We start from the raw sequence: 24,602 nt of genomic DNA, 5'->3' as shown, positions 1-24,602 counted from the left end.
TCGGTATTAACAACCACCGGGAGATTTGAAGATGACGATATCCAGCAATCTGTTTTGGGGTGCCCTGGCGCTGGGCTTGGTGACAGGCATGCGCAGCACGGTGGCGCCAGCGATGACCAGCCGAGCGCTGGCCACGCATGACGACATTGATGAAGCAGACGAGCCGGCTCGTACGCTGGCCTCGCACCGCGCCCAGCAATTTCTGATGCCCATGGCCGCTGCCGAGCTGCTGGGCGACAAGATGCCCTTTGCGCCGGATCGGACGATTTTGCCTTCGATGATGTTTCGTGCGTTGTCGGGTGGCGTGACCGCGGCGGCATTGGCTGGCGCACGGCGGGAGCCGATCTGGCTACCCGCGCTGATCGGCGCGACGGCAGCGCTGGTCGCGTCAGAGATCGGACTCAAGCTGCGCAAGCCTTACCAGAGCAATTCGCTGGCCAATGCCGCGTTGGGGCTGACTGAAGATTGTGTGGCGTGGACGATCGGGAGCGCTGGATTACGACGCGCTTTGGGCTGAACGGCGCTGAAAGCAGAGCGGAATGTGCCCGCGCGCAACGGAGCGGCAGGCGGTAGCGTTGCCACCCGTCCTGTCGTGGATAAGCGGCCAATCACGGGCTCCCTATTCTCTGGAGTCCGCAATTGGATGACGTTGCTGCCGACACTCATCACGACCATTCCATCGGATGTCGCACAAAGGCGCCCCTACGTACGCCGCGGCTCGAAAGTCTTCTCGAGCCGCGGCGTGCATCGTGCAGCACAGGGTTCACGTCGGGAATCAGCTTGGTCGCTGGATCACACAGATTCGGTCACTGCAGGTCCTGGCCTGTCCGGATTCGTGCACAGTGTTTCCGCCGCCGGTCACGGGGTTGGTCGCCAAGGTGTCTGGAAAATCCGTACCGGCTCGTTTGGCGCTGCTGCCGACATCGTATCGGTCCGTATCGACAGTAGCTGTCCTGCCATGGTTGGTAGCGGACGGGTCGCCAGTCGGGCCGGCGCCCGCCGCGTGGGCGAGGCGCTCGCTGTCGGAATGGGTATTGGAGATCGTGGTGGTTGACCCGACGAAATGCTTGTCGAGATGACTGTCACCGCCGGTCGCACCGGCATAAGGGCTGGTCGGCCCGGCATAGCCCTGCGTGCCCGCCGTACCGCTGGCACCGGTTCCGCTCTCGTCAATGCTAATGGCGCCGTTGTACTCCAGCGCATCGCGCGCCCTGACCAACTGATCGTCGTCGTGCACGTCGACTGCGATCACCGTGGCGCCTCGGCGCACAGCCTCCGGATAGGCCGTGGCGTGGCGGCGATGATCTTCGTGAGGCTCATGGCCAAAAAGCGACTTGAAGAAGTGGGCTACTTTGGACTCGTGATGTGTCCGGTCTACCGTGCTGTTGGCGGTGGAGTAGGGTGCGTCGTAGCCATGGATTTCTGCGCTATCGGCGCCCACGGTATGAATCTGCTCCTGAGGAATGCCTCTCGACATCAGGTCGCCGTAGGTGCGGCTGGCGTCGGTTGGTGTTGCGAACGCTGCTACCAGTGTGTGTTTCATGGTTCACCTCGCGTTGTGTTGAACAACTAGGTATCTGGAGCGCTGCGCTTATCAGGGTGGCCTGACGAGAGGTCCGGGTGGAGCAGCCATGAATGATGGCTGCGTCACCGGTCTCACGTGCAACGCTCATGAACATTGGGTCAGGCCGTACTGCCATAGTTCAGAACTGGAGGATCAGCGGTCAGACTCGCCTTGCACGAGCGCTATGGCAGTTCGCTGGCTCGGACACCCGCTCCGTAGGTTGGGTGCAACCCATCGAGCCACTGCCTTGGTTTAAACCCTGACCGAGCGATCCTCTATGGAGGGCCGTAGTCCATCAGCGGTGAACGGGATGTTGGTGGGCTGAAGCGGAACGCCGCCCGGCCCACACTACGCGACTGGCTTGGCTAGTGGCGTAGGTGTTTTTGTCGAAGATTGCCTGGGGTTGGCGGCAGGCAACGCCGGTTGCGATGAGCGTCGGCCGGCCGCCGAGGCGAGCGGTGCTAGTGGTAAGGGTAGGGTGGGCTTCAGCCCACCAGAGGTAGACGCATTGGTGGGCTGAAGCGGAACGCCGCACGGCCCATCTTACGTTCTCTTGGCTACGGCGAGGCCCGGGGTGACGGTGGAAAAGGCGCTGCCGTTTACCACCCTCCGCGTCGATCGGGCCAATCAGTCGAGGTCCGAGGCGCTATGCCGTTCAGGCGCCTGTTCCGACTCGTCGCCCCAGGTACGATTGACCTTGCGGCCGCGGATTACGGCAGGGCGTTCGGCCACTTCAGCGGCCCAGCGCTGCACATGCTTGTAGTCCTGCACCGAGAGAAATTCGGCAGCGTTATACAGCTCGCCGCGCGCCAGCACGCCATACCAAGGCCAGATCGCCATGTCCGCGATGGTGTATTCGTCGCCCGCGATGTAGCGGTTTTCGGCCAGCTGGCGGTCCAGTACGTCGAGCTGGCGCTTGACCTCCATCGCGTAGCGGTTGATCGGATACTCGTACTTTTCCGGCGCGTAGGCATAGAAATGCCCGAAACCGCCGCCGAGGAAGGGCGCCGAACCCATCTGCCAGAACAGCCAGTTCAGGGTTTCGGTCCGTGCGCGGGTTTCCGTGGGCAGGAAAGCGCCGAATTTCTCAGCGAGGTAGACGAGGATCGAGCCGGACTCGAACACGCGTACCGGTGTGTCGAGGCTGTGGTCGGTCAACGCGGGGATTTTGGAGTTCGGGTTGATCTCGACGAAGCCGCTCCCGAACTGATCGCCGTCGCCGATCTTGATCAGCCAGGCGTCGTACTCGGCACCGGTATGACCGAGGGCGAGCAACTCTTCGAGCATGATGGTGACCTTCACGCCGTTGGGCGTGGCCAGCGAGTAGAGCTGCAACGGATGCTTGCCGACCGGGAGCGCCCGCTCCTCCCGCGCGCCGGCGGTCGGGGCATTGATACTGGCGAACTTGCCGCCCGACGGTGCGTCGTGCGTCCAGACCTTTGGCGGTGCATAGGTGGTATCAGGCATGGTGATCTCCTCGGGTTGAAACTAATGACGTGCGCAGCATGCTACGCGTTCAGCCCGCGCGGTCGAAATCAAGCTGGTCGATATTGGTCATCGATGGTCGATGACTTGCTTTGAGCCTGGATCCGCCACTGTAGGGTGGGCTTCAGCCCACCAGATAACGACGACTGCAAAGGCGAGACAGAGCGTTGATCGCTCCAGACCTCGGTAGGTGGCGTCAAACGGTGGGCTAAAGCCCACCCTACGGTGGCGTATCCCCAATGCCGAGCCGTTCACGGATTGGCGTTTTACTCTCCGAATAGGCCGTCCGCCACGGCGCTGCATGCCCAATCGCTTGGCAATAGCCCTTTCTCCACGTACCGATTGAAGCTCGAATAGGGCCAGTCTGCGCCGCGTTTTACCAGTCCGTGCTTGATCGGGTTGTAGTGGATAATCGGCGTGTCGCTGCAGATCCGATTCGTCTCGAATCTGGTGTTCCCAATAGCGGCGCTGCCAGATGCCTTTCTCTCGTTTGCGCGTCTTGCTGGGGCTTTGGACGGCTGTGGGAAGCTGGCGGGAGAAAATACTTTTGAGCAGGTTCCAGCGACCGGCGAAGTCGGCGTCGCCTTCGGGGAGCGTCCAGATGGCGTGCAGGTGTCGGGCAAGATGCAAATGGCGAGGGTTTGAAAGGGGCGGGAGCGTTGAGCCTGGCGGTAGGCATGGCGAAGTAGTGCGATTTCTTCGATCAACAATCGAGAGCGGCGGTCGGCCAAGGTCACGGTGAAAAACCCGTGCCGCCGGGCACCTGGCTGCGGCGGTAGTTGGACATGAGGCCTCCTTGCCTTCATGGGTGTACATAATTTGTGGTGGGCTGAAGCCCACCCTACGGTTTGGAGCACGCACATGATGCTCCTGTAGGGTGGGCTTCAGCCCACCAAAGCCTTCAGCCGCGAGCTTTCCGAACTCCTTCGCTCAGCTCTCGACACAAACCCAATACGCCTTCGACCGCTTGCTCGCTGCTCTTGGCATTGGCGATCTGGTCGATCAGGGCGGAGCCGACTACGACGCCATCAGCCAGGCGAGCGATCGCTGCGGCCTGATCTGGTGTGCGGATGCCGAAGCCGATGGCGACGGGCAGGTCGGTGTGGCGCTTCAGACGCGCGACGGCTTCCTCGACGTGTTCCAGGGTCGCGGAGCCGGCACCGGTCACGCCGGCCACCGAGACGTAGTAGACGAAGCCCGAGCTGCCGTTGAGCACGGTGGGCAGGCGCTTGTCATCGGTGGTCGGGGTGGTCAGGCGGATGAAGTCGAGGCCCGCGGCCTGGGCCGGGTCGCAGAGGTCTTCGTTATGTTCCGGTGGCAGGTCGACGACGATCAGGCCATCGACGCCAGCGTCCACGGCCTCACGGATGAAGCGCTCGACGCCCATCTTGTGGATGGGGTTGAAGTAGCCCATCAGCACGATTGGCGTGGTTTGGTTGTCCTGACGGAATTCGCGCACCATCTGCAGCGTCTTGGCCAGGTCCTGCTTGGCGGCCAGGGCGCGGATGTTGGCCAGCTGAATCGCCGGGCCATCGGCCATTGGGTCGGTGAAGGGCATGCCCAGTTCGATCACGTCGGCGCCGGCCTCCGGCAGGCCCTTGAGGATGGCCAGCGAGGTGGCGTAATCAGGATCGCCGCCAGTGACGAAGGTCACCAGCGCGGCACGGTTCTGTTGTTTGAGTTCGGCAAAGCGCGTCTGCAGGCGGCTCATATATGTTCTTCCTGTTCGTCGTAGTGGTGCATGACGGTCTGCATGTCCTTGTCGCCGCGGCCGGAGAGGTTGACCACCATCAGGTGATCCTTCGGCAGGCCAGGGGCGCGCTTGAAGACTTCGGCCAGCGCGTGGGCGCTTTCCAGGGCCGGGATGATGCCTTCCAGGCGGCAGCATTTGTGGAACGCGGCCAAGGCTTCGTCGTCGGTCACCGAGGTGTATTCGACGCGGCCGATGTCGTGCAGCCAGGCGTGTTCCGGGCCGATGCCGGGGTAATCCAGCCCGGCGGAGATCGAGTGGGCGTCGATGATCTGGCCGTCGTCGTCCTGCAAGAGAAAGGTACGGTTGCCGTGCAGCACGCCGGGCACGCCGCCGTTGAGGCTGGCGGCATGCTTGCCGGATTCGATGCCGTGACCGGCCGCCTCGACGCCGATGATCTTCACGCTCTGGTCATCGAGGAAGGGGTGGAACAGGCCCATGGCGTTAGAGCCGCCGCCGATGCAGGCAACCAGCGAGTCGGGCAGGCGGCCTTCCTGGGCTTGCAACTGATCGCGGGTTTCCTTGCCGATCACGGCCTGGAAGTCGCGGACCATGGCCGGATAGGGGTGCGGGCCGGCGACGGTGCCGATCAGGTAGAAGGTGTTGTGGACGTTGGTCACCCAGTCGCGTAGGGCTTCGTTCATCGCGTCTTTAAGGGTGCCGGTGCCGGCGGTGACCGGGATCACTTCGGCGCCGAGCAGCTTCATGCGAAAGACGTTGGCCTGCTGCCGGTCGATGTCGGTGGTGCCCATGTAGATCACGCATTGCATGCCGAAGCGCGCGGCGACGGTGGCGGTGGCCACGCCGTGCATGCCGGCACCGGTCTCGGCGATGATGCGCTGCTTGCCCATGCGCCGCGCCAGGAGGATCTGGCCGATGCAGTTGTTGATCTTGTGCGCGCCGGTGTGATTGAGTTCTTCGCGCTTCAAGTAGATCTTCGCGCCGCCGCAGGCCTCGGTCAGGCGCTCGGCGAAATACAGCGGGGAAGGACGGCCGACGTAGTCGCGCTGGAAGTAGGCCAGCTCTTTGGCGAACTCGGGGTCCTGCTTGGCTTTTTCATATTCGGCGGCCAGCTCGTGAATGAGCGGCATCAGGGTTTCGGCGACGTACTGACCGCCGAAGTGGCCGAACAGGCCCTTGGCATCAGGGCCGCTGCGGAATGAGGTCATGGTCATCTCCTACGGGCAATGGGTGGCGGCAATCGATTCCAGAAATTGCGCGATGGGCTGGAAATTAACCGAGTTGCGCCCGGATAAAAAGCGATAAGATCGCCGCAATCTGTCAGGAAATCTCACCGATGAGCCAAGGTCTTCCTCCACTCAATGCGTTGCGCGCCTTCGAAGCGGCTGCTCGCCTGCAGAGCGTGAGCCAAGCGGCAGCCGAGCTAAGCGTGACCCACGGTGCCGTCAGCCGGCAGATCCGCCTGCTCGAAGATGACCTCGGTCTGGCCCTGTTCAGCAAGGAAGGGCGCGGCGTAAAACTCACCGATGCAGGGCTGCGGCTGCGCGACTCGGCGGGCGAGGCCTTCGAACGGCTGCGCAGCACCTGCGCCGAACTACGTCAACAAACAGTGGACGCGCCGTTCGTGCTCGGTTGCCCGGGCAGCCTTTTGGCGCGCTGGTTCATTCCGCGGCTGGATCGGCTCAATCGCGAACTGCCGGACCTACATCTTCAGCTATCCGCCAGCGAGGGCGATCTGGACCCACGCAAACCTGGCCTGGACGCCACGCTGTTATACGCCGAGCCGCCTTGGCCTGCGGACATGCAGGTGCATGAACTAACCGTCGAGCGCATTGGACCCGTGCTGAGTCCGCACCATCCGCGCTATGCGGCATTAAGCCAGGCGCGGCCGGACGAGCTGCTCGGTGAGCCTTTGCTGCATACCATATCCCGTCCCCAAGCCTGGCCCGCCTGGGCGAACGGCAGCGGCCTCGACTCGGCGAGATTGCAGATGGGGCAAGGGTTTGAGCACCTTTATTTTTTATTGGAGGCGGCATTGGCGGGTCTCGGCGTGGCCATTGCTCCGCAACAGCTCGTGGCTGACGATCTACGCCAGGGCCGCTTGCTGGCGCCTTGGGGATTTATCGAGACCCGCGCCAGGCTGGCCCTCTGGGTGCCGGCTCGCCGCCTGGATCGCCGTGCGGAGCGACTGGCCGAGTGGTTACGCAACGAGTTGAGCGGAAAGGTAAACCACGTAGCGACTATGTAGGGTGGGCCGTAGGGTGGGCCGGGCGGCGCTCCGCTTCAGCCCACCGAAGAGGCTTGCCGGAGGGAAAGGGCTGACGACCCGCAAAGTGCTAGCAACGGTGGGCTAAAGCCCACCCTACGGTCTCGATCGGCTTGCTGAGCGGGGAAGTAACCACGTAGCGGCTGTGTAGGGTGGGCCTGGCGGCGCTCCGCAGCATGTAGGGTGGGCTTCAGCCCACCTTACAGATCTAGCAGCACCGCAACGGCCTGATGCTATTCGGACCGCATAGCGCGGCCATGAGTAGCCGCATCAGCTGGCCAGCGCGGTGTCCGCCGTTGCGCCCGTTGCCGCGGCGGGCTTTTCCACGGCATACCCTTGCGGGTTACGACTCTGCCAGCGCCAGGCATCGGTCAGCATGGTCAACAAGTCGCGTTCCGCCTTCCAGCCCAGTTCTTCGCGGGCCTTGGTCGGGTCCGACCAGCACTGCGCGATGTCGCCCGGGCGGCGCGCTTTGAATACGTGCGGTAACCGTCGCCCGATCACTTCCTCGAATGCGGTGACCATCTGCCGCACCGAGTAGCCGCGGCCGGTGCCCAGGTTCCACGTGGAAACACCGTGAACCAGGTTCAGCCGCTCCAGCGCCTTCAGGTGTCCCTTGGCCAAATCGACCACGTGGATGTAGTCGCGCACGCCGGTGCCATCCGGGGTCGGGTAGTCGGCGCCGTAAACGTTCAACTGTTTGCGGCGACCCACGGCGACCTGAAGCATGTAGGGCAGCAGATTGTTGGGAATGCCGTTAGGGTCCTCGCCGATTAGCCCGGACTCGTGCGCACCAATGGGGTTGAAGTAGCGCAGCAGGGCGATCGACCAGCGCGGGTCGGATTCGGCCAGCCCTTTCAACACATTTTCCGCCATCAGCTTGGACTGGCCGTAGGGGTTGGTCGGAATGCCGGTCGGGCAATGCTCGGTGATCGGCATCTTCGGTGAATCGCCGTAGACGGTCGCCGATGAGCTGAACACCAGCTTGAAAATGCCGGCTTCGGCCATCGCCTGGCACAGCGCGATGCTGCCGCTGACGTTGGTTTCGTAATAGCGCAGCGGCTCGCGCACGCTTTCGCCAACGGCCTTGAGGCCGGCGAAGTGCAGCACGGCAGTGACCGGATACGACGCGAATAATGCGTTGAGCAGCGAGCGATTGCGTACGTCGCCCTTGACGAATTGCGCCTTGCGGCCAGCCAGGGTTTCGACGCGATCCAATGCGATCTTCGAGCTGTTGCAAAGGTTGTCCAGCACCAGCACTTCGTGGCCGGCCAGCAAGAGCTCCAGTACAGCGTGGGACCCGATATAACCAGCACCTCCCGTTACCAGAATCATGTTTCGACCTCGCATGGCAGTTCTTTCGACGCACACGGAGTCTGCGGCTGACCGTATGAGCGCGGCCGCTGCATGCATCTCCAAGGTGGGTTCGGCGAATCGGCGGTGCTTTTACTGCCGGGGCATGCAGCGCCGCTGCCGGGGTAAATCAGGCGTCCTGTGATAAGGACGGAGAAGGCTCGGCCAAGTTCCAACGAGACGACGGTCAGCCGATGACCGACCTGCTTGCTGCGTCAAAGGGAACCTTGGCTCACCCGGTGTCGTCCATAGCCGGCGGGTTGCGCTTGGTATCGCGACGGTCGTAATGATCAAGCAGGCCCCGACTTTTCTGCTCCCTGCGCAGGCTGCGCGGGCTTATGCGATGCGGCAGAAGGGACTCTGGAGGACTTCGCCATCTGCAAGAGGTTGCCATGAGCTGGGCCGGCCCTTACCAATACGAGATCGGAAAATCCCCCGACAAGCAGGAAACGCCGCCCGAAGTCATCTTCGATGAGCTGGTTCCAACCCTGCTGTGCCTTTCGCATCTTCGCTGGAGCTTCGTCTACCAGCGCCCGCAGCACCTGATGTCGCGTTTCGCGCGGGATTTCAACGTGCTGTTCTTCGAAGAACCGATCCCCACCGAGGACGCCCAGCCCTGGCTCGAAGTGCGGCCCGAGGAAAACGGCGTGCAAGTGCTGGTGCCGCGCCTGCCTCAGGGCTGTGACGGCGAGACGGCGTTGCGCGTGCAGCGTGACCTGCTCGATGGCTACCTGGAAAAACTCGGCGTCGGCGAATTGATGCTCTGGTACTACACGCCGATGGCACTGGGCTATGCCGGCCACCTGAAGCCCAAGCTCACCGTCTACGACTGCATGGACGAACTTTCCGCATTCCGCGGCGCGCCGCCTGAATTGGTGCAGCGCGAGCGGGAGCTACTCCAGCGTGCCGATTTGGTATTTACCGGCGGTTACAGCATCTGGGAGGCCAAGCGCGAGTTGCATGACAACGCTCACGCCTTCCCCAGCAGTGTCGACGTAGCGCATTTCGCGGAGGCACGCCGGACGCAGGCCGATCCCGATGACCAGGCCGAGATCCCGCATCCACGGCTGGGCTTCTATGGCGTGATCGACGAGCGCTTCGATATCCAGCTGATCGCCGAGGTCGCGCAGAAGCGTCCCGACTGGCAGTTCGTGCTGGTCGGGCCGGTGGTCAAAATCGATCCGGCGGACCTGCCGCAGCGCGACAACATTCACTACCTGGGCGCCAAGACCTACGACGAGCTCCCGGGGTATCTGTCGGGCTGGGACGTGGCGATCATGCCTTTCGCGATGAATGAGTCGACTCGTTTCATCAGCCCGACCAAAACCCCTGAATACCTCGCCGGCGGCTGCCCAGTGGTATCCACACCGATCAAGGATGTGGTGCGCACTTATGGTGATACCGAGATCGTCCATATCGCCGATTCTCCCGACGCGTTCATGGCCGCGGTGGAGCGCGCCCTCGCCGATACCGAAGACCGGGACCGTCTATTGAAGATCGCAGACGAAATTCTCGGCGACATGTCCTGGGATCACACCTGGGCGCTGATGAAGGAGAAGATGCAATGCGCGATCTAAGTCTGCGAGACAGCAATCCCGAACACGCAGGCGGTGGCGCCAGCGATCATCCCGCACGTCGTCGGCGCGGCTTCGACTACCTGATCGTCGGTGCCGGGTTCGCCGGTAGCGTGCTCGCCGAGCGCCTTGCCGCCGGGCTGAACAAGCGCGTGCTGGTGGTCGACCGTCGGCCGCACATCGGCGGCAATGCCTACGATCACTACGACGAAGCCGGCGTGCTGATCCATCGTTACGGCCCGCATATCTTCCACACCAACGCCCAGCGCATCGTCGACTACCTTTCGCGGTTCACCGAATGGCGGCCCTACGAGCATCGGGTACTGGCGCAGGTGGACGGACAGGAGGTGCCGATCCCGATCAACATGACCACGCTGAACAAGCTCTACGGTCTGAACATGACCACCGAAGAGGAAGCGGCGACCTTTCTCGCCAGCCGCGCCGAGCCGGTGGCTCACATCCAGACCAGTGAAGACGTGGTGATCAACGGCATCGGCCGCGAGCTGTACCGGAAATTCTTCCGCGGTTACACGCGTAAGCAGTGGGGCCTCGATCCGTCGCAGCTGGATAAATCGGTGACTTCGCGCATCCCCACGCGAACCAACACCGATGACCGCTATTTCACCGACACCTTCCAGCAGATGCCCAAGCATGGCTACACCAAGATGTTCGAGAAGATGCTCGCCCACCCGAACATCAAGGTCATGCTCAATACCGACTACCGGGAAATCCGCGACGAGGTGCAATACGACCACCTGATCTTCTGCGGCCCGATCGACGAATACTTCGATTATCGCTTCGGCAAGCTGCCGTATCGCTCGCTGAAGTTCGAGCACAAGCAGCTGGATCAGGAGCAGTTCCAGGCGGTCGGTACGGTCAACTACCCGAGCGAAGACGTGCCCTACACGCGCATCAGCGAGTACAAGCACCTCACCGGGCAAGTGCATCCGAAGACCAGCATCACCTACGAATACCCCTCGGCCGAGGGCGACCCCTACTATCCGATCCCGCGGCCGGAGAACGCCGAGCTGTACAAGCGCTACCAGAAGCTCGCCGACGAAACGCCTGGCGTCACCTTCGTCGGCCGACTCGGCACCTACAAGTACTACAACATGGATCAGGTGGTCGGCCAGGCGCTGGCGCTATACAAGCGCATCGAAGAAGCCGAGCGTGGTCCGCTGGCCGATGAAAGCGCCGAACACAGCCAGTCGCTGGCCGAACAGGCACCTTGAGGCGAGGCAGACGATGCATCAGCCAACACTGTTCAAGAGTTTCTTCATGGGTGGCTTCGAATGCTCGAATCATCGCCGCAGCGATGGCCGCCGTCTCGATCTGCTGGCGGCGACCGGCCATGATCGTTGGGCGGCGCATGACTACTCGGTGCTCCAGCGTCACGGCCTGCGTAGCGCGCGCGACGGTCTGCGTTGGCATCTGATCGAAAAGACGGCGGGCCAGTACGACTGGTCGAGCTTTCTGCCGATGCTGCACGCGGCGCAGCGCCATGGCACCCAGGTGATCTGGGATCTTTGTCATTACGGTTGGCCGGACGATATAGACATCTGGCGGCCGCAGTTCGTCGAACGCTTCGCCTGCTACGCCGCGGCGGCGGCGCAGCTGATCAAGGATGAAACCGATGCGGCGCCCTTCTATGCGCCGCTCAATGAAATCTCCTTCTGGGCGTGGGCCGGCGGTGACGAGGCCTACTTCAACCCCATGGCGCGCGGGCGTGGCTTCGAGCTCAAGCATCAGCTGGTGCGCGCGACCATCGCTGCCATGGAGGCGATCCGGGACGTCGAACCGCGGGCACGATTCGTCCAGGTCGATCCGGCGATCCATGTCGTCGCACCCAATGACCGGCCCGGTCCGCAACGCGAAGCCGAGCGTTTCCGTCAGTCGCAGTTCGAGGCATGGGACATGCTCTGCGGTGAGGTCTGGCCCGGCCTGGGCGGCGCGCCGGAGTACCTCGACGTGCTGGGCGTCAACTACTACTCCGACAACCAGTGGTACCTCGGCGACGGCCGCACCATCGAGCGCGACAACCCGGATTATCGTCCTTTCAAGGGCATCCTCAGCGAGATCTGGCAGCGTTACAAACGACCATTGCTGATCGCCGAAACCGGTGCCGAGGGTGACGTGCGCGGGGACTGGCTGCGCTATGTCAGCGAGCAGGCGGGCCTCGCCATGCAGCGCGGGGTTCCGGTCGAAGGCATTTGCCTATATCCGGTACTGGATTACCCAGGTTGGACCGATGACCGGCATTGCCCGGTGGGGTTGCTGGGCTTCCCGGATGACAATGGCAACCGCTGCGTGCATGAAGGTCTCGCTGACGAACTGCGCCTGCAGCAATTGAGGTTCAGCCAGTTCAGCCCCGCGCTGCAGCTCGCCGACGCCCTGCCATGAACGTACCGGCCCAGCCGCCTAAAGCGAAGCCTCAAGAGGCGCCGCTTCCGAGTCGGCCGGTCGCTTTTCTGTGGCACTACATTTGTGCGCGCCCATGGCATTTCAGTGGTTTGCTAGCGCTCATCGTCGGCGCCGCTAGTTGTGCGGTAGCGGTGCAGTACGGCATGAAGCTGCTGGTAGATGCGATGGCCCACGGCAGCGCCAACCGAGGCGCTGCCGATGTCTGGCATCCGCTGGGGTTGTTCATAGGATTGATCGTCACCGAAAACGTGTTCTGGCGTCTCGGTGGTTGGCTTGGATGCCGCACGGTGGTGGCCAGTATGGTGGATATCCGTGTCGACCTGTTCAAGCACCTGACCGGCCACCCGATGCGCTATTTCACCGAGCATTTTGCCGGCTCGCTGGGCAATCGCATATCGGCACTGGGGCAGGCCGCCGGAGCGATCTATGGTGGCCTGGCGTGGAAGATCGTGCCGCCCATCGTTGACTTCATCGGGGCCGTGGTGGTGCTGCTCACCGTCGACGTGCGCATGGCGGTGGCGCTGATCCTGTTCGTCGCCATCGTCGCCGCGCTGATCACCGGTTTCGGCATTCGCGGCCGCGCCAAGCATCAACGCTTCGCCGCGCAGTCGGCGCGGGTTGGCGGTGAGCTGGTCGATGCCGTCTCCAATGTATGGACGATCAAGGCCTTCTCCGCGCGCTACCGCGAGGCCGAACGGCTGGCGCAAGAGATTGGCTATGAAGCCCGCGCTCAGCGCCGCAGCTGGATGTATCTGGAGAAAGCGCGGGTCATGCATGACATCTGCTTGTCGGTCATGGCTGGCGGCATGCTGATCTGGGCGATTAACCTATGGATCGGCGGCTCGGTAACGGCCGGCGACGTGGTACTGGTCAGCGCGCTGACCTTTCGCATCCTGCATGGCTCGCGCGATTTGGCGCTGGCGCTGGTGGACACCACTCAGCAGATCGGTGCCATTGACGACACTCTGCGCATCATCGTCCAGCCGCATGGCCTGGAAGATAGCGACGCCCAGCTGTTGCTGGCCGAAGGTGATATCACCTTCGAGCACATCAGCTTCCGCTATCCAGATCGCGGCGCGGTGTTCGAGCATCTCGACCTGCATATCCCGGCCGGGCAGAAAGTCGGTGTGGTGGGCTCTTCCGGGGCTGGCAAGTCGACCCTGATCAACCTCATCCAGCGCCTCGATGACGTGCACGACGGGCGCATTCTTATCGATGGACAGGACATCCGTGGCGTCAGCCAGGACAGCCTGCGCGAGAAAATTGCAGTGGTTCCGCAGGAAACCGCGCTGTTCAACCGCAGCATTCGCGAGAACATCCGCTATGGCCGCCCTGGCGCGACCGATGAAGAAGTGATTGCCGCCGCACGCAGCGCCTTTTGCGACGCCTTCATCCGCGAGTTGCCGCAGGGCTACGACACGCTGGTCGGTGAGCGTGGTGTGATGCTGTCCGGCGGCCAGCGTCAACGTCTCGGCATTGCACGAGCGTTTCTCAAGGATGCACCGATCCTGATCCTCGACGAGGCCACATCGGCGCTCGATACCCATTCTGAGGCCGAAATCCAGGTTGCACTCAACGACCTGGTGCATAACCGTACCGTGGTCGCGGTGGCGCACCGGCTATCGACCCTGGCGAGCTTCGACCGGGTCATCGTTCTGCGTGACGGACGCATTGTCGAGGACGGTCCGCCGCATGAACTGCGCAGCCGTGGCGGTGAGTTCGATGCCTTGTGGCGAATGCAGGCCGAAGGCTTCAAGCGGCAGCCCGATATCGCCAAATGAAGCGCGTCGCAGTGACTTCCCGCAGCCTGCGCTCGCTGGGTTACGACCCGGACGAGCAGGCGCTGGAGGTCGAATTCCACAACGGCTCGGTGTACCGCTACGAACGTGTGCCGGCCGAGGTGGTACAGGCGCTGCTCGAAGCGGACTCGCTGGGACGGTATTTCAATCAGGTGTTTAAGGCCTGCGACTTTCCGTATCGCCGGATCGATTGATTCAGCCAGGTAGCCAGGTAGGGTGGGCTGAAGCCCACCCTACGGGCTGAAGCGGCGTAGGCCGGAGGGGCTCTGCCCTCTGCCAGCACGGGTTATCTACCCGGCGGTCCTGCGACTTCGCTTATTGACGCCTCGATCGATCCGTTGCGCTGAACTTCCGGGACGCTACGCGGGCCTCAAGCAGACAGGATGCGTCACTACCGAGCGGAGGCTCTTCAGATCGGAAGGGGAAATCTATGTCGGATCATCACATCTACAAGAAGATCGAGATTGTCGGCTCTTCGCGCACCAGCGTGGACGAGGCGATTCAGAACGGTATCGCCGAAGCCAGCAAAACGCTGCGAAACGTCGAGTGGTTCGAGGTCGGCGAAATTCGCGGTCATGTCGAGAACGGCAAGATCGGCCATTTTCAGGTCACCATGAAGGTCGGCTTCCGTCTCGCCGATAGCTGAGTCATCGCTCAGGCCACCCGGCAGCGGCGGTCCATTCGGCTGCCCGGCGCGCCTGCCTCGCTCGCTGCATCAGACATGGTTCGTTGGCGCCTGGCCGCGGCTGCGTTCATAGCGTCGCAATAGCGGCTGGGTGCTCAGCCCATGCACGATGATGCTCAACACCACCACCGAAATCACCAGTTGGATAAGGTCGTCGGCCTCGTCCGGCAGCAGACCGTGGGTCACGGCGTAGCTCAGGTAGTAAAGGCTACCGATACCGCGGATACCGAACCAGCCAGCCGTCAGCCGCTGGGTGCGATCCAGATAGCTGCGAGGCATCAGCAGCCACACGCTCAGTGGCCTGATGAGGAGAAACAGCGCCAGTGCCAAAGGTACCGCGCGCCAGTCCCAATGCACCGACACCAGTACACCGAGCATGGTTACCAGCAGCACTTCCAGGCTGCGTTCCAATTGTCCGCCAAAGGTCAGAATGTCGCCCATCATCACGCCAGCGGCGACCTTGGGTTCGGCGATGCTTCCGCTCTCCAACGGCAGCTCACGCGGTACCAGGCCACCTTCTGCCAAGTGCGGTACGGCGTGGGCTATCAATTCTTCGGAAGGCGTCTCTGATCTTTTTGCGACGGATATCTCTGCATGGCGCAGACCCAAGCCGGCGGCGAATACCGCAAGAAAGCCCCAGGCTCCGATCAGCTCGGCGCCGACGTAGGCCAGAGCGATCAGCGCCAGCGCCAACGAGTCGTTCGGTGATATCGATGTGTCGGCATACCGTGCGCGTAGATTGATCGCCAGCTTGCCGATCAGCTTGCCCAGCAGGTAGCCGAACACCAGCCCCGCCGGGACGGCCCAAAGCACGCGATGCACCGCCCATTCACCGACCCAGCCAGTCGCCAGCGTTCCCTGTTCAATGAGCAGCAGGCCGAACACCACGAAGGGGAAGGCGGTGCCGTCGTTGAAACCGGCCTCGCCGGACAAGCCGTAGCGCAGGTGGTCGCTGTCGCGAGAATTGTTTACTTGCACCAGGCTTGCGAGCACCGGGTCGGTGGGGGCCAGTATCGCGCCGATCAGTACCGAAATGCCCCAGCTCAGACCCAGCAGGTAGTGACAGAACAACGCCACCCCGGCGATGCAGGCGAGCATCACGGGCCCGGCCAATACGTAAGCGCTTTTCCAGGCTGGATGGCGCAGCGGCATACGCAGTTTCAGACCGCTAACGAACAGCGACACCAGCACGGCGATTTCTGTGAGGTGCACCATCCAGCCGGCGATCTGGATGAAGTTCATCTCCCACAGGCCGATGCCGAGCTGCCCGATCAACAGGCCGAAGCCGAGATAGATCAGCGATGTGGTGACCGGCAGCCAGCGCAAATAAGCCGACGCCAGGGCGAGGATTAACAGCAAGACGCCAAGCACGGCCATCCATTCGAGAAAATTCATGCAGTCTTCCGAAGCGAGACGCGCTGAGGTGCGCATGAAAGTTCGAACTGCGTGGCTCGACGGGGTTCAGCCGCATTCGCCGAACGGAAACAGGCAAGGCGGCGCCTCCCTGCGCGACCCTCCAACTCTCACCGCAGCCCGGCAAGGATCTCGAAGGCGCGATGACGATCGGCGGTCTCATAGAAATCGCAGGTGAAGATCAATTCGTCGGCCTGGGTTTGCTCGAGCAGAACATCCAGCCGTGCACGGATCTTCTCTGGCCCGCCGATCAGCGCCATGCCGAGGAAGTTGCCTACGGCGTCCTGCTCGTGCGGCAGCCACTTGCCTTGCATGCTCTGCACCGGTGGGACCAGCACCAGGCTCTGGCCACGGATCAGCGCGAGGATGCGTTGATAGGCGGTGGTCGCCAAGTACTCGGCCTGCTCATCGGTGTCGGCGGTCATCAGCGGTACGCCGAGCATTACGTAGGGTTTTTCGAGCGCTTCGGAAGGCTGGAAATTCTCGCGATACAGGCGAATCGCCTCATGGGCGTAACGCGGTGCGAAGTGTGAGGCGAAGGCGTAGGGCAAGCCCTTGGCGGCTGCCAGCTGTGCACTGAACAGGCTGGAGCCGAGCAGCCAGATCGGCACATTGCTGCCGACTCCCGGCATGGCGATCACGCGCTGATTCCGTTGACGCGGCCCTAGCAGCAGCTGCAATTCCTCGACATCGGCTGGAAAGTCGTCGGCGCTGCCCATGCGATCGCGGCGCAGGGCGTGGGCAGTGAACTGGTCGGCGCCCGGCGCGCGGCCCAGCCCCAGCTCGATGCGGCCGGGGTAGAGCGCCTCCAGCGTGCCGAACTGCTCGGCGATGACCAATGGCGCGTGGTTGGGCAGCATCACGCCGCCGGCACCCAGGCGGATCCGCGACGTGCCGGCGGCCAGGTAGCCGATCAGCACCGAGGTGGCGGCGCTGGCGATGCCGTCCATGTTGTGGTGCTCGGCGACCCAGAAGCGCTCGAAGCCGAGCTTTTCGACATGCTGGGCCAGCGCGAGAGAGTTGCGCAGGGCGAGGCCGGCGTCGCCGTCATCACGGATCGGCGCCAGATCGAGTGCTGAAAAACGGGTGTTTTCGATACGGGACATCGTTTCTCTCTTTGCTGTCGGGTTTGCTGACAGGGATGTTTGGCAGAGCGACTCAGTAACAGTGCTCGGCCTCGGCTCGCGCCAGCACGTTGTGCTGTTCGTCGCGCAGCCAACCCTGCGGCGTGAAGCCCAGCGAGCGCGCCTGGAATAAATAGCGCCGCCCGGGCTGGAAATCGTCGTAGCGGATCACCATAGTACAGCGTAGGTATTGAGTTTCGCCGAAAATGCCGAAGCCGCCGCTGCTGATTTCGAATTCGTAGCGCGCCTCGAGTTCATGCGCGCCGGGGCTGACCTGGAAATAGCGGCCATCGGGCGTGCGTTTATCGTCCAGACGGTCGGACATGAAGATGTCGCTGGGTTGCGCGGTCAGATCGACCCAGGCCATGTTCGGATCGGGGGCGGGCAGCGGGCCGGCGCAGCCGGACAGGCCAAACGCCACGGATAGAGCAAGCGGCAGTCGCATGAACGATTCCTCGGCAAGCCCGCAGGCTCAGCATTGCGCTGCCGCGGTCATCTGATGAGACTGAGCCAGCCTGGCCGATTTTTCAACGGGCTGCGGCTAACAGGCCGTGCCGGTCAGCGGGTGGCGACGCCACCGCAGCCGCGTTCGCTTGCCTTGGCCAGCAACTGGTCGTGCTGGTCATAGAGTTTGGCCCAGGGGCGGAATCCGTAACCCCCGGCAACCAGGCGATAGCGGGCACCGGCGTCGAAGCTGTCGTAACTCAGCGTCAGACGGCAGTCTCGTTCCAGTGCCTCGCTGTCGCGGCCGACATCGGCCGGCCCCACTTCGAAGCGGTAGCGCATGCCCAACTGATGGCTACCGGGTGTCACTTGGAAGTAGCGGTCATCGTCCAGCGGCTTTTCATCCACCGCGACGGCCACCAGTTCGGTTTCGTCATGCGGGGCCAGTTCGACCCAGGCCTGGTTCGGGTCCGGCTTGGGCATCCACAGGGCGCAACCGCCCAAGGTGGACAGCGCTAGAGCAAAGATCAGGATTCGCATGTATGGACTCTCCGACCGGCTATTGGCCGGTCTGGCTGAGAAGGCGGAAACTGCCGCCCAACGGTTGGGTGCACTTCATTGTCGTTGTAGGCTGCGGTGCATCGACCCGGTCGGTCATCCGTCAGCGCGTGCCAAATGTTGAAATTCAAAACCGCCTTAGTCGACAGCCGCCTCTGGCATTGGTTTCCGTTTCTGCTGGCCGTCGGTCTGAACGGCTGCAGCACCTATTACGGCCAGCTCGCCGTCGGTCAGTTCGATCTGCTGCGCCAGCGCGAACCCATCAGTGAAATTGTCGATGACCAGCAGCGCGATCCGCAGTTGCGAGAACGTCTGAATCAAGTCCTGCAGGCTCGCCGTTTCGCCAGTACCGCATTGGCGCTACCGGATAACGACAGTTATCGGATCTATGCCGACATCCAGCGGCCGTATGTCGTCTGGAATGTCTTTGCCACCGAAGAGTTTTCGGTGGCGCCGCTGACCCACTGTTTCCCTATCGCCGGCTGCGTGGCCTACCGCGGCTACTACCAGCATGGCCGCGCTCGGGGTGCGGCTGCGCTGCTCAAGGCCGAGGGCTACGACACGATGGTGAGCGGTGTGCAGGCCTATTCGACGCTGGGCTGGTTCGACGATCCGCTGCTCAGTTCCATGCTGCGCTGGGATGATGAGCGCCTGGCTGGGCTGATCTTCCATGAGCTGGCGCACCAGCAGCTGTATGTCACCGACGACACCGCCTTCAACGAATCCTTCGCATCCTTCGTCGAGCGTGAAGGACTGCGCCAATGGCGCACCAGTCGCGGCCTGTCATCGCAAAACGATGCGGCGCGCAACCACTATGCAGACCTCAGCAGGCTGGTGCTGGCGACCCGTGAACGCTTGACCGCTTTGTATGCGACCGATCTGAGCGAATCCGAGATGCGGACCGCCAAGCGCGGGGAATTCACACGGATGCGTCAGGCCTATCGGCGGCTGCGCGATGGTCCCTGGAAGGGCGATGGCCGTTTCGATCGCTGGATGGCCCAGCCATTGAACAACGCCAGCCTGGTGCCGTTCGGCCTCTATGATCGTTGGGTGCCGGCGTTCGCGGCGTTATTCGAGCAGGTCGGCAGCGACTGGCAGCGTTTTTACGCACGTGTCGAAGCCATGGGCCGCTTGCCCGCCGACGAGCGGAAGCGTCTTCTCGAAGCGCTTCACTGAAACCTTCCGCCGCTTCGTTTCAGCCCCGCTCGGGCAAGGCGCCGCGGCCGATTGCACCTCGACAGATCTGTGCCTGTTCGCAGGGGTTAGCGACTGCCGCTTGTCGTCTTCTGGCTTTTTCAGCCCTGAGTCTGCGGAATTGTTTTCCGCTTACCTCCGTCCATTTTTTAGGTCGTCAGCTCAGCTGAACCCGTGATTCAGCCGTACGGATGCGTACGCCTAGCCAATACAAGCCGTTCAAACGGAGGCTCCATGGACAACCTATCCGGCATTCTTGATAACAAAGGCACGCCGCTCGAAAAGCAAAAGTTCACCTGGAAAGAAATGGCCGGCAAGCCGATCAGCAAGCTCGACGATGACGCCTTTACTCGGGTGCGGATCATCCTGATGAACGGTATCGAGATCGATGCGCTACGCCTCAAGCACGGCATTGCGCGTATAACCGGCCAATTGCGCGGCCCGCTCGCCGAGATTCGTCGCGTCGAGCAACACCAGGCGACGATGATCAACTGGCTGATCTCTGCCGACCACTCGCCGCTGGAAACAACCGTGGCGTACGAGCAGGTCGCCATTGAGGTTACCGCTGCGGTAGCGCAGACCGAGCCCGATCCTTACCAGGCGCAAACCTATCGTTTCGGCCTGCTGGAGGATTTCGACCATCTGTACCGCTATTCGGCGATGCTTGACCGCCTCGAAGGCAAGGATGCCAACAATATCCTGCAGGGCTACACCGACATTGTCCCCGGCCGGCAGACGTCCGAACATCATCGCCATCCGACCAACGACCTGCGCGACAGCTACGCGAAGGAAGAGGCCGCACTGATCACCAAGATTCACTGCGCGATGATCACCGCGGCGGAATTTCAGACCCATGATTACTACATGAACGTCGGGCCGCTGTTCGCCGATCCGCTGGCTCGTCAGCTCTACGCCGAAATTGCCTCGGTGGAAGAACAGCACGTGACCCAGTACGGCTCACTGGCCGATCCGCAGGAGTCGTTCATGGAGAAGTGGCTGGTGCACGAGGCCATGGAGGTCTATGCCTACGCCAGCTGCGCCGAGCAGGAAACCAATCCGCGCATCAAGGCCATGTGGGAACGCTTCCTCGACTACGAGTTGGGCCACCTCAACATCGCTTGCGAGCACTTCAAGAACATCGAGCGCCGCGACCCGGCAGAGATCCTTGGCGGTCCGTTGCCGAAAATGATCGAGTTCAAGAGCCAGCGCGAGTTCGTCCGTCAGGTCCTCGCTGCTGAGGTCAACCTGCGCACCAGCGGCACGCAGTACGTCGACAAGAGCGAAGAGCCGCAGAACTCGCTCGATTACCGTAACCAGCTCAACTCTGAGGGCATCGCGTCGAACATCGTATCGGCCGGATACCAATGGGCCCCGGGTGGTGAACTCATGCGCATGCGCAAGGCTTCTTGAGGAGAACCGACATGGCAACTGCAGCTAAATTAGGCTCCAACGTCACCGGCGTACAAATGTCCCCGAAGGACACCAAGCTCTTGCTCGACGCCGTCAACGAAATCCATCCGGACGTACCGGGCGACTCCAAAGGAATCATGCTGGAGCGCGCCACCCGTGCCGAAGAGGCGGACCGCATCGGTTCGGTTCCGGTCCCCGGTTCGGCCAAGGGCATGCTCAAGTCCACCTTCGACATGGCGCTGGGCAAGAGCCCGGAGTTGCTGGTCGACAAGCTCGGCGAGCGGTTGGCGTTCGAGCGCAGCGGCGTGCGTCTGTATGACGCGATGATCGCCAAGGCGAAGGCTCTAGGCACAGCGGAATCCGATTTGATCCAGGTTCTGCAGCACATTCGTGACGAAGAGTTCGAGCACATGAACATGGTCGCCGAGGCGATCGAGACGTTGGGCGCCGACCCGACGGCGCAGACGCCTTGCGCCGATGTCGCGGCGGTGAAGTCCATGGGCGTCATGCAAGTGCTTACCGATCCGCGCACCAATATTGCGCAGGGTATGGGGGCGCTGCTCACTATCGAGCTTGAAGACAACGCCGCCTGGGAGCTGCTCATCGAGCTGGCCGAAGCAGGCGGCCATCCGAACATCGCCAAAGGCTTTAAAAAGGCGAAGGACCAGGAAGACGACCATCTGGTGAAGATCAAGACGCTGATCCGTCGGGATCTGATAAGCCAGATCAAATAGACAGCGCGTGCGCTTGAAACTTGGCGCGCCTCTTGGGCGCGTCTTTTTTATGGCTTAGCCATCGGGCATACGACGGTGGCGCCAGGCAGAGATTTCCTGCATGGCGGACCTGAATCGAAATGCAAAAGCTCGCGGTCAAGACCGCCCCCACGGGGTCGATCTTTAGGAGGCCAACACCGCACCTAGGGCGCGCGCTAGTTTAGTGGGAGCGGTCTCGGCCGCGAGCTCTTCAAAGCCAGACGGCATCCCACAAGGGATAGTCGCCCAAGCGGTTGACCAGCCGCGCTCTTAGCGGATTTGCTACCACATACCGAGCGACGGCCCGCAGATCATCTTCCTGGCGCAACGCCCGGTCGTGATAGCCCGCTTGCCAAAGCGGGCCCGATGAATTGCGCTGACGATTGATGCCGCGCGCACTGTTGGTTTTTACCCTGCGCATCAGCTGCTCTAGCGAGCTGTCGCCCAGTTCGATCAGCCAGTGGAAATGATCTGGCATTACCACCCAGGCCAATGAATTCAACCAGCCATCCATATGCGCCGCCTTGAACTCCGCGACCACCAGCCTGCCGAGCGCGACGTCCCTAAATACGGGGTAGCGGTTCGATGTGGTTGTGGTGAGCAGATAGAGGTTGCCACGTTGGGAGTGGCGTCCCGTGCGCAAGCGGTTCGAACGATACATGGGGCAATCCTTTGCCGGCGTTAAGACAGATGTCGAGATAGCTGACTAAATCCAGTCATTCGCCGTCAAGACCGCTCCCACAGATATCGCGACTTCGTAGGAGCGGTCTTGACCGCGAAGGGGTGTCACGCGGCGTAATGGTCAGACGCTGTTGCCGCTTTGTGCGATCTGGGAAAGGAGTGGCGCGCTCCCGTCAGACGTTGGTGGGTCGGCATGATTGACTAAAAAGCTCGCGGTCAAGACCGCTCCCACAGGTATCGCGACTTCGTGGGAGCGGTCTTGATCGCGAAGCGGTGTCACGCGAAGGGGTGGCGGGCATCGCCGCAGTCATTCAGCGCGGCGGCGCCACCGCGATGGCCGGCTTGAAGAACAGCGTTGCGCCCCGGGTGAGGTCGGTCAGGCTGGCGTGATCATGGGCGACTTCCGCTTCGATGGGCTGTGGTTGATTCGCAACCCTGAGCGTGACACGGGTGACGGCGCCCAGCGGCCGGATGTCGCGGACTTCTGCCGGTTGGTGGTCGTTGACCCTGTCCCGAGACAGGTGAATCTCGTGCGGGCGGAAGAGCACCTGCCGCTCGCCGATCTGCAACTGATTGGCGTCGCCCAAGAAGTGATAGACGAAATCGCTGGCCGGCTGCCGGTACACCTCGGCCGGCGAGCCGATCTGTTCGACTACACCTTTGTTCATCACCACGATGCGGTCGGCCACTTCCATCGCCTCTTCCTGATCGTGGGTGACGAACACGCTGGTCAGATGCACTTCTTCATGCAGGCGTGCCAGCCAGCGGCGCAATTCCTTACGCACCTTGGCGTCCAGCGCGCCGAACGGCTCGTCGAGCAGCAGCACCTTGGGCTCGACTGCCAGCGCACGGGCCAGGGCGATTCGCTGGCGCTGGCCGCCGGAAAGCTGGTCCGGGTAGCGATCGGCGAGCCAGTCGAGCTGCACCAGGTCGAGCAGCTCGTGGACCTTCTGCTTCATCAGGCTTTCGGTGGGGCGCTCGCGGCGCGGCTTCATGCGCAGGCCGAAGGCGACGTTGTCGAACACCGTCATGTGGCGGAACAGCGCGTAGTGCTGGAACACGAAGCCGACGTTGCGATCGCGCACATCGCGTCCGGAAACGTCCTCGCCGTGAAAAACGATGCGACCGCTGTCGGGGTTTTCCAGCCCGGCGATGATCCGCAGCAGCGTGGTCTTGCCGCAGCCGGATGGACCGAGCAGGGCGACCAGTTCGCCGCTGGCGATGTTCAGGTCGATCTCGTTCAGGGCCTTGAACTGGTTGAACTGCTTGCTGACATTGCTCACTTCTATGGACATGGCTATTCCTCGCCAGCGTTGGCTTTGAGGCGTTGAAGACGGGACTCGCTCCACTGCTTGAGCAGCAGGATCAGCAGCGCCAGCAGCAACAGCAGGCTGGCCACGCTGAAGGCGGCGACGTGGTTGTATTCGTTGTAGAGAATCTCGACGTGCAGCGGCAGGGTGTTGGTGTAGCCGCGGATATGTCCGGATACCACCGACACCGCGCCGAACTCGCCCATCGCCCGCGCGGTGCAGAGCACCACGCCGTAGACCAGGCCCCAGCGGATGTTGGGCAGGGTCACATGCCAGAACATCTGCCAGCCATTGGCGCCAAGCAGTCGCGCCGCTTCCTCCTCCTGCGTGCCCTGTTCCTGCATCAGTGGAATCAGCTCGCGAGCGACGAAGGGCACGGTGACGAACACCGTGGCCAGCACAATGCCGGGCAGTGCGAAGATGATCTGGATGTCGCGGTCGGCCAGCCATTCGCCGAAGAAGCCCTGGGCGCCGAACAGCAGCACGTAGATCAGACCGGCGATCACCGGCGAGACCGAGAAAGGCAGGTCGATCAGCGTCACCAGCAGGCTTTTGCCGGTGAACTCGTACTTGCTCACGCACCAGGCTGCGGCCACGCCGAAGACCAGATTGAGCGGCACCGAAATGCCGACTGCGAGCAGGGTGAGTTTCAGCGCGGCGAGGGCGTCGGTTTCGAAGATCGCGCCAAAGAAGGTACCCAGGCCGAGCTTCAGGGCTTCGCTCAGCACTATCAGCAGCGGCAACAGTAGAAACAGCGCGAAAGTCAGCCAGGCGGCGACGATCAGCAGGCGCCGCGCCAGCGGGTTGCCCGGGCGTGTTTTGACGGCCAGCGGGGCGGACAGGGTCGTGGTGGTCATC

The 24,602-nt window shown here is 62.5% G+C and carries 23 protein-coding genes and 1 pseudogene; 11 read left to right on the top strand and 13 right to left on the bottom strand.

Features of this window, described 5'->3' with window-relative positions; translation table 11 throughout:
* The first annotated feature begins 31 nt into the window (after window positions 1-31).
* Window positions 32-517, top strand: coding sequence for a DUF4126 family protein (locus D7241_RS11170; protein ID WP_408101585.1), 486 nt, complete (start codon window positions 32-34; stop codon window positions 515-517).
* A gap of 258 nt (window positions 518-775) precedes the next feature.
* On the opposite strand, the gene D7241_RS11165 is transcribed toward D7241_RS11170, so the two are convergent.
* The 5 genes and pseudogenes from D7241_RS11165 to trpB form a co-directional block, all read right to left on the bottom strand.
* A complete protein-coding gene (locus tag D7241_RS11165) occupies window positions 776-1,543 on the bottom strand; it encodes a hypothetical protein (protein WP_408101584.1) in 768 nt (255 codons plus the stop codon).
* Window positions 1,544-2,191: 648 nt separating this feature from the next.
* Window positions 2,192-3,031: a glutathione-dependent disulfide-bond oxidoreductase gene (gene yghU, locus D7241_RS11160; RefSeq protein ID WP_408101583.1), complete on the bottom strand. Its 840-nt coding sequence runs from the start codon at window positions 3,029-3,031 to the stop codon at window positions 2,192-2,194.
* A gap of 284 nt (window positions 3,032-3,315) precedes the next feature.
* Window positions 3,316-3,836, bottom strand: a pseudogene (locus D7241_RS11155) (REP-associated tyrosine transposase).
* 114 nt (window positions 3,837-3,950) lie between these two features.
* Window positions 3,951-4,760, bottom strand: a complete 810-nt coding sequence (gene trpA, locus D7241_RS11150; RefSeq protein WP_408101582.1) for a tryptophan synthase subunit alpha — start codon at window positions 4,758-4,760, stop codon at window positions 3,951-3,953.
* Window positions 4,757-5,974: a tryptophan synthase subunit beta gene (gene trpB, locus D7241_RS11145; RefSeq protein ID WP_408101581.1), complete on the bottom strand. Its 1,218-nt coding sequence runs from the start codon at window positions 5,972-5,974 to the stop codon at window positions 4,757-4,759. Before trpB ends, trpA begins: the two co-directional genes overlap by 4 nt.
* Before the next feature lie 122 nt (window positions 5,975-6,096).
* On the opposite strand from trpB, the gene D7241_RS11140 reads away from it, so the two are divergent.
* Complete coding sequence (locus D7241_RS11140) at window positions 6,097-7,008, top strand: LysR family transcriptional regulator (protein ID WP_408101580.1); 912 nt, start codon at window positions 6,097-6,099, stop codon at window positions 7,006-7,008.
* Between the two features lie 288 nt (window positions 7,009-7,296).
* Here D7241_RS11140 and galE read toward each other — a convergent pair whose 3' ends face one another.
* On the bottom strand, window positions 7,297-8,361 hold the full coding sequence (gene galE, locus D7241_RS11135) for a UDP-glucose 4-epimerase GalE (RefSeq protein WP_408102321.1): 1,065 nt from the start codon (window positions 8,359-8,361) through the stop codon (window positions 7,297-7,299).
* Window positions 8,362-8,771: 410 nt separating this feature from the next.
* On the opposite strand from galE, the gene D7241_RS11130 reads away from it, so the two are divergent.
* From D7241_RS11130 to D7241_RS11105, 6 genes are all read left to right on the top strand, one after another.
* Window positions 8,772-9,956, top strand: a complete 1,185-nt coding sequence (locus D7241_RS11130) for a glycosyltransferase family 1 protein (protein ID WP_408101579.1) — start codon at window positions 8,772-8,774, stop codon at window positions 9,954-9,956.
* A complete protein-coding gene (gene glf, locus D7241_RS11125; RefSeq protein WP_408101578.1) occupies window positions 9,944-11,185 on the top strand; it encodes a UDP-galactopyranose mutase in 1,242 nt (413 codons plus the stop codon). The genes D7241_RS11130 and glf overlap by 13 nt, the downstream gene beginning before the upstream one ends.
* 13 nt (window positions 11,186-11,198) lie before the next feature.
* Window positions 11,199-12,353 carry a beta-glucosidase gene (locus tag D7241_RS11120; protein ID WP_408101577.1) on the top strand — a complete coding sequence of 385 codons (1,155 nt, stop codon included), beginning with the start codon at window positions 11,199-11,201 and terminating at the stop codon, window positions 12,351-12,353.
* On the top strand, window positions 12,350-14,155 hold the full coding sequence (locus D7241_RS11115; protein WP_408101576.1) for an ABC transporter ATP-binding protein: 1,806 nt from the start codon (window positions 12,350-12,352) through the stop codon (window positions 14,153-14,155). Before D7241_RS11120 ends, D7241_RS11115 begins: the two co-directional genes overlap by 4 nt.
* Window positions 14,152-14,367, top strand: a complete 216-nt coding sequence (locus tag D7241_RS11110; protein ID WP_408101575.1) for a KTSC domain-containing protein — start codon at window positions 14,152-14,154, stop codon at window positions 14,365-14,367. Before D7241_RS11115 ends, D7241_RS11110 begins: the two co-directional genes overlap by 4 nt.
* 236 nt (window positions 14,368-14,603) lie before the next feature.
* Window positions 14,604-14,819 carry a dodecin gene (locus D7241_RS11105; RefSeq protein WP_255979415.1) on the top strand — a complete coding sequence of 72 codons (216 nt, stop codon included), beginning with the start codon at window positions 14,604-14,606 and terminating at the stop codon, window positions 14,817-14,819.
* Between the two features lie 69 nt (window positions 14,820-14,888).
* Here the strand turns inward: D7241_RS11105 and D7241_RS11100 are convergent, their stop codons facing one another.
* From D7241_RS11100 to D7241_RS11085, 4 genes are all read right to left on the bottom strand, one after another.
* Entirely contained in the window at window positions 14,889-16,253 is a 1,365-nt protein-coding gene (locus D7241_RS11100; protein ID WP_408101574.1) for a cation:proton antiporter, read from the bottom strand.
* 128 nt (window positions 16,254-16,381) lie between these two features.
* Window positions 16,382-17,377: an LLM class flavin-dependent oxidoreductase gene (locus D7241_RS11095; protein ID WP_408101573.1), complete on the bottom strand. Its 996-nt coding sequence runs from the start codon at window positions 17,375-17,377 to the stop codon at window positions 16,382-16,384.
* 52 nt (window positions 17,378-17,429) lie between these two features.
* A complete protein-coding gene (locus D7241_RS11090) occupies window positions 17,430-17,840 on the bottom strand; it encodes a hypothetical protein (protein WP_408101572.1) in 411 nt (136 codons plus the stop codon).
* A gap of 113 nt (window positions 17,841-17,953) precedes the next feature.
* Window positions 17,954-18,379, bottom strand: coding sequence for a hypothetical protein (locus D7241_RS11085; protein ID WP_408101571.1), 426 nt, complete (start codon window positions 18,377-18,379; stop codon window positions 17,954-17,956).
* A gap of 135 nt (window positions 18,380-18,514) precedes the next feature.
* On the opposite strand from D7241_RS11085, the gene D7241_RS11080 reads away from it, so the two are divergent.
* The 3 genes from D7241_RS11080 (at window position 18,515) to D7241_RS11070 (ending at window position 21,735) form a co-directional block, all read left to right on the top strand.
* The gene (locus D7241_RS11080) at window positions 18,515-19,573 is read left to right on the top strand and encodes an aminopeptidase (RefSeq protein WP_408101570.1); all 1,059 of its coding nucleotides are present in this window, start codon (window positions 18,515-18,517) and stop codon (window positions 19,571-19,573) included.
* A gap of 252 nt (window positions 19,574-19,825) precedes the next feature.
* Window positions 19,826-21,001: a hypothetical protein gene (locus D7241_RS11075; RefSeq protein WP_408101569.1), complete on the top strand. Its 1,176-nt coding sequence runs from the start codon at window positions 19,826-19,828 to the stop codon at window positions 20,999-21,001.
* An 11-nt stretch (window positions 21,002-21,012) separates the two neighbouring features.
* The gene (locus tag D7241_RS11070) at window positions 21,013-21,735 is read left to right on the top strand and encodes a ferritin-like domain-containing protein (RefSeq protein WP_408101568.1); all 723 of its coding nucleotides are present in this window, start codon (window positions 21,013-21,015) and stop codon (window positions 21,733-21,735) included.
* Between the two features lie 229 nt (window positions 21,736-21,964).
* Here the strand turns inward: D7241_RS11070 and D7241_RS11065 are convergent, their stop codons facing one another.
* From D7241_RS11065 to cysW, 3 genes are all read right to left on the bottom strand, one after another.
* Window positions 21,965-22,414 (bottom strand): REP-associated tyrosine transposase, encoded by a 450-nt coding sequence (locus tag D7241_RS11065; protein WP_408101567.1) that lies wholly within the window; start codon window positions 22,412-22,414, stop codon window positions 21,965-21,967.
* Window positions 22,415-22,745: 331 nt separating this feature from the next.
* Window positions 22,746-23,729: a sulfate/molybdate ABC transporter ATP-binding protein gene (locus D7241_RS11060; protein ID WP_408101566.1), complete on the bottom strand. Its 984-nt coding sequence runs from the start codon at window positions 23,727-23,729 to the stop codon at window positions 22,746-22,748.
* A 2-nt stretch (window positions 23,730-23,731) separates the two neighbouring features.
* Window positions 23,732-24,601 carry a sulfate ABC transporter permease subunit CysW gene (cysW, locus tag D7241_RS11055; RefSeq protein WP_408102320.1) on the bottom strand — a complete coding sequence of 290 codons (870 nt, stop codon included), beginning with the start codon at window positions 24,599-24,601 and terminating at the stop codon, window positions 23,732-23,734.
* Window position 24,602 lies beyond the last annotated feature (1 nt).

The sequence above is a fragment of the Stutzerimonas sp. VN223-3 genome, assembly GCF_045999685.1.
GTDB lineage: Bacteria > Pseudomonadota > Gammaproteobacteria > Pseudomonadales > Pseudomonadaceae > Stutzerimonas > Stutzerimonas stutzeri_AR.
This window is presented reverse-complemented; position numbering and strand designations above follow the sequence as displayed.